This is a genomic window from Mesorhizobium sp. M1A.F.Ca.IN.020.03.2.1 (assembly GCF_004023205.1).
GTDB lineage: Bacteria > Pseudomonadota > Alphaproteobacteria > Rhizobiales > Rhizobiaceae > Mesorhizobium.
In genome coordinates, this window is sequence record NZ_RZSV01000328.1 from 1 (window position 1) to 4,733 (window position 4,733).

A 4,733-nucleotide genomic window follows, 5' to 3' on the forward strand; every position below is an offset into this window, starting at 1 on the left:
CGAAGCGGCCGGCGCCGACTTCATTCCCGAGTACGGCGGCGGTGCCGGGGTGAGAACTGCGGAAGCCATGAAGCGGATAGCTGCTCCCCTTGGCAAGCCAGCTTGCGTGCGCCTCCTTTGCCTTTGACGGCCAATCCCTCTAAAATGTGCGGCCAAGAAGAAAGAGGGGGGGAAGGCTTATGACTGAGCCTGACGCTGCGCACGAAGCAATCGTCGATACGTGGCGTAGTTTTGGCGCCTCTGATTATGAGTACTTTGAGAAATACGAAAACCCTGAGTTGGTGGCTTGGTTTTGGGCACCGGCGAGCCGCTTTCGCAAAGCTTTTGAGCGATATTTGAACTTGGATGATGTGCTCGAAATAGCCAGCGGTGCCGGACGTCATTCGGCGCAGATCGTCGGCCGTTGCAGGCGACTGACGTTGATCGATACTTCGGTCGATGCCACTGCATTGGCTAGGAAACGGTTTTCAAGCGCTTCTCATGTGACCGTGACGCTTTCACCGGACGGCAAGAGTCTAGCGTTTGAAAAGGGGCGCTTTTCCTCCGTTTTCAGCTACGACTCGATGGTTCATTTCGAACCGCTGACCGTGGCGTCCTACATCATGGAAGTCGCCTCCGTCTTGAAACCGGGGGGACGAGCTCTCCTTCATCATTCGAACTACTCGGATAATCCAACCGCATCCTTCGGGGAAATCCCGATTGGCGGAATTTCATGCCAAAGGGATTTGTCGAGCATGTCAGCGCGCGTGCAGGGCTGACCGTCATCGAACAGCAGACGTTCCCGTGGAACGGGAACAGCGAGACTGACGCTCTCACCGTCGTGGAGAAGGGTTAACAGCGCGCCCTGCGCTGGTCTTCTGCGGCCCGGAAGGCGAGCCATAGCCGGTCCAGTTGCGATGAGAACCGATGCGGAAGAGCAATATTCGGTGGCAATACGGTGCCATCCCGCCCACAAGGCTGGACTCGTGTCGGCCCAAGTGCTTGAAATCGCGGCGCGCGGACGTGGCGGAATTGGTAGACGCAAGGGACTTAAAATCCCTCGATCTCTGATCGTACGGGTTCGATTCCCGTCGTCCGCACCACCCTTCGCTCCTCGCTTCGGGTGGCAGGCCACTCAACCCTTGATCGGATTGAGCTTCAGGTGCTGGATCAAAATGATGGTCTTGGCGTCGACGATACGGCCGTCGGCGATGCCGGCCAGCGCCTCGTCGAGCGGCATTTCCAGCACCTCGATGTCTTCGCCCTCTTCCGGAGCTCCGCCGCCGTCGGAAATACGGTCGGCCGGCGAATAGCGCGCGGTAAAGAACCAGAGCCGTTCCGTCACGCTCCCGGGGCTCATATAGGGCGCGAACAGCCGCTCAACGTTCTTCAAATGATAGCCGAGCTCCTCTTCCGCTTCCTTGCGGATGCAGGTTTCCGGATCGTTTTCGTCGAGCAGACCGGCACAGGCCTCGATCAGCGGCTCGCGATGACCGGTGACGTAGGCCGGATAGCGGAACTGCCGCACCAGCAGCACCGTCGAGCGCTGCGGATCGAAAGGCAGGATCACCGCGCCGTCGCCGCGATCGTAGGTTTGGCGGATCTGCGTCTCCCAGCGCCCATCACGGCGGCGATAGTCGAGCACCGTCTTCTTGAGCACCGCCCAATCGTCGGACAGGACTTCTTCAGACTGGATGCGGACGCGATCTTCCATGATTGGCTCCGTGCTGTCGGCAAGCGTTATCGGCGAACAGGCGCGGGCGCAATCCTGGAAAGCGACTGGTCCAGCGAGACTTTCACCGGCTGTTGTCTGGCGCGAAGTGCCGCGGCTGCCTAGATAGCGATATCTCTCCCAGGAGCCGTTTCCATGACATCATCGCTTTTCCAGCCGATCACCCTCGGCGGCCTGACCTTTCCAAACCGTATTGCGGTAGCGCCGATGTGCCAGTATTCGGCCGAGGACGGTTCCGCCAGCGACTGGCATCTGCATCACTGGATGAACCTGGCCATGTCCGGCGCCGGCATGGTGACCGTCGAGATGACCGACGTCGAGCGGCGCGGCCGCATCTCGCATGGCTGTCTTGGCCTCTACTCCGACGACAACGAGGCGGCGGCCAAGCGCACGCTCGATGCGGCCAGGCGCGTCGCTGCGCCCGGCACCAAATTCGGCGTCCAGCTCGCCCATGCCGGCCGCAAGGCATCCAACAGAAGGCCTTGGGAAGGCGGCGGCCCCCTGCAAGCGGGCGAGGATCCCTGGCAGACCGTTTCGGCTTCGGCCATCGCCTATGACACAGGGTGGAATATACCGCACGCATTGGGCGAGGAAGAGATCCGGCAAGTCATCCAACATTTCGCCGATGCGGCCAAGCGGGCCGAGCGCGCCGGCTTCGACTTCATCGAGCTGCACGCCGCTCACGGCTATCTGATCTTCCAGTTCCTGTCGCCACTTTCCAACCAGCGCACCGACCGCTGGGGTGGCTCGCTGGAAAACCGCATGCGCTTCGCCGTGGAGATCGCCAGGGCGGTGAAGAAGGCAGCGCCGGGCCTGATGCTGGGGGCCCGCCTTTCGGTGAAGGAATGGGTCGACGGCGGCTTCGAGATCGAGGAGGCAATCGAAGTGGCCAAGGCGCTGAAGGCGGAAGGCGTCGCCTATCTGTGCTGTTCCAGCGGCGGCAATTCGCCGTTGCAGAAGCTGCCCAGCGGCCCCGGCTACCAGGTGCATCTGGCCGAGGCTGTGCGCAAGGGCGCCGGCATTCCGACGCGCGCCGTCGGCCTGATCGACGATCCGCAGCAGGCCGAGGCGATCGTGGCCGACGGCCGCGCCGACATGGTGGCTCTGGCGCGCGCCTTCCTTGCCGATCCGCGCTGGGGCTGGCGCGCGGCGGCGACGTTCAGCGAGGAAATCCGTCCGGCGCCGCAGCTGGCACGCTCGGTCACGACGATGCAGCACTGGATGAAGGCCGCGGGCTGAACGGCTTGCACAGGTGACGATGGGCTGAGACCTTTGGGCGCAGCCATCCGCCACCATTGCAACCAAATTGGCCGTTTTACGTTGGCGGCCATGACAGACAGCAAGCCATTTGAGAAGCCGGTGGTGGTCGAACTCGGCCATGTCGGCAAATATCGCCAAATAAGCAGCACCCGCGAAGCGGCCGAGTGCCTGATGACCGTGTGGCCGCTCAATCGCGGCCAGCGGCATCGTGATGCTCTCGATACTTGCCTGAAAGCGCTGGAGGGGTATCGTTCGACGGCGGACGCGCGCCGCGCGCTGATCGAGGCAGCCGAGGAATCTGAAGTGCTGGTTCCCGAAGAAAGGCTGTCCGACGGAAAGCTGCATTGAGCAGGCAAAGGGCTTCTCGACCGGAGGATTCCATGGCGAAACTGACCTACAAAATCGTCGAGCATGACGGCGGCTGGGCCTACATGGTCGGCTCGACTTTTTCAGAAACATTTCCCACCCGCCAGGACGCGCTGCGCGCGGCTGAAATTGCTTCGGCCGAGCAGCAGGTCGCCGGCACCACGGATGGCATCCAGTATGAGGATTCCGAGGGTGTCTGGCATGACGAACTGGCCGATGGCCGCGACCGGCCGCAGACCGAAGTCTCAGATTAATTTCCGTCGCTCGACCTTGCTGCGACCGACGCTGTAAAAGCTTCACGTCGGTCGCTCGCTGGCGAACGGACTACTTGCCGCAATACTGGTCGTTGACGTTCGGGCCGGCATTCGCGTCGGGGCCGGCCGTATCCGAGGCGCATGGGCCGACGGCACCGTTGCCGAAGCTGTTTAGCGCGCTGGCGTCGCGATCGGAGTAAATGCTGCCCGTGGTGTAGGGATCAACCGGCTGCTTGCTATGGACCGGGCGATCACGATGCCACCACCACCAAGCGTCCGACGATTGTGCCATAGCCGAGGTGCCCATGCCAAGGACAAGCGCCGAGGCTGCAAAAATCTTCGTAAGCATATTGGTCTCCATCTGGTGAATTGCCGCATTCTTGCTGGCCGGAAATTCGCCAGCCGACACGGATTAAAACCGAGGGTTGGAGCCGAAGTTCCCGTTGCAAGTGTAGGTGAGGCGGAATGTCCGACACTTTTGTGTGACGGTTCGTGAACGGACGCGATCCCTCTCGGCCTTTGACTCGAACGGGATCCTCACGCTGGGAATGCGCGCGCGGCGATGCGCTCGATAAAGGCTACGACGCGTTCCGGTTCCACGAATTGCGGCATGTGCCCGAGCCCTTGGACGCGTTCGAAATCGAGCTCTCTGATCCTGCCCGGCATCGGTTCGCCATGAGCCGCGATGCCGATCACCCGGTCATCCGCGCCGAACAGAATGCCGGCCGGCATCAGGATCTCGCCATAGCGCTGTTCGAGGCGGCCGAGATCCTCTTCCACCGCCACGATATCGGTGGAGGTCGCCTGGAAATGGGCGGGCCGCAACCCGAGCCAACCACCTCCGGCGATCATGTAGTCCCCCGGCACGGCTTGCGGCGCAAAGATGAACTTCATCGTCGGCTCCGCATATTTCAGGCTGTACGGTATCGCTAAAGTATGGGCCAAGATCCAGCGCTTCAGGCGCGAGGGAACATAGAGCAGGTCGAATTTCTGGCGCACCCTCGCCTCCAGATGCGTCAGCGGCGCGATGAGCGCGATGCCGGAAATCGCCGTCGGATGCTCGATCGCAAGTGCAAGCGCGATGGCGCCGCCCAGCGAATGACCGACGATCAAAGGCCGTTCGAGCCCAAGCTCCTCGATGA

The 4,733-nt window shown here is 61.9% G+C and carries 7 protein-coding genes and 1 tRNA gene; 5 read left to right on the forward strand and 3 right to left on the reverse strand.

Annotated elements, in window-relative coordinates; all coding sequences use genetic code 11:
• The first annotated feature begins 179 nt into the window (after positions 1–179).
• Both EOA79_RS29700 and EOA79_RS29705 read left to right on the forward strand, forming a co-directional pair.
• Entirely contained in the window at positions 180–758 is a 579-nt protein-coding gene (locus EOA79_RS29700; RefSeq protein WP_095825229.1) for a class I SAM-dependent methyltransferase, read from the forward strand.
• Between the two features lie 238 nt (positions 759–996).
• Positions 997–1,082, forward strand: a tRNA-Leu gene (locus EOA79_RS29705).
• Between the two features lie 32 nt (positions 1,083–1,114).
• On the opposite strand, the gene EOA79_RS29710 is transcribed toward EOA79_RS29705, so the two are convergent.
• Positions 1,115–1,693, reverse strand: coding sequence for an NUDIX domain-containing protein (locus tag EOA79_RS29710; protein WP_095802227.1), 579 nt, complete (start codon positions 1,691–1,693; stop codon positions 1,115–1,117).
• Positions 1,694–1,846: 153 nt separating this feature from the next.
• Here EOA79_RS29710 and EOA79_RS29715 point away from each other — a divergent pair, with 153 nt between their 5' ends.
• From EOA79_RS29715 to EOA79_RS29725, 3 genes are all read left to right on the forward strand, one after another.
• A complete protein-coding gene (locus tag EOA79_RS29715; protein ID WP_095825228.1) occupies positions 1,847–2,950 on the forward strand; it encodes an NADH:flavin oxidoreductase/NADH oxidase in 1,104 nt (367 codons plus the stop codon).
• Positions 2,951–3,040: 90 nt separating this feature from the next.
• Positions 3,041–3,319 carry a DUF982 domain-containing protein gene (locus EOA79_RS29720; protein ID WP_066998903.1) on the forward strand — a complete coding sequence of 93 codons (279 nt, stop codon included), beginning with the start codon at positions 3,041–3,043 and terminating at the stop codon, positions 3,317–3,319.
• Positions 3,320–3,351: 32 nt separating this feature from the next.
• The gene (locus EOA79_RS29725) at positions 3,352–3,591 is read left to right on the forward strand and encodes a DUF2188 domain-containing protein (RefSeq protein WP_067328195.1); all 240 of its coding nucleotides are present in this window, start codon (positions 3,352–3,354) and stop codon (positions 3,589–3,591) included.
• 70 nt (positions 3,592–3,661) lie between these two features.
• On the opposite strand, the gene EOA79_RS29730 is transcribed toward EOA79_RS29725, so the two are convergent.
• Entirely contained in the window at positions 3,662–3,940 is a 279-nt protein-coding gene (locus tag EOA79_RS29730; protein WP_095825336.1) for a hypothetical protein, read from the reverse strand.
• A gap of 188 nt (positions 3,941–4,128) precedes the next feature.
• Positions 4,129–4,733, reverse strand: a 605-nt coding sequence (locus EOA79_RS29735) for an alpha/beta hydrolase (protein WP_164894004.1), incomplete at its 5' end; no start/stop codon positions are given.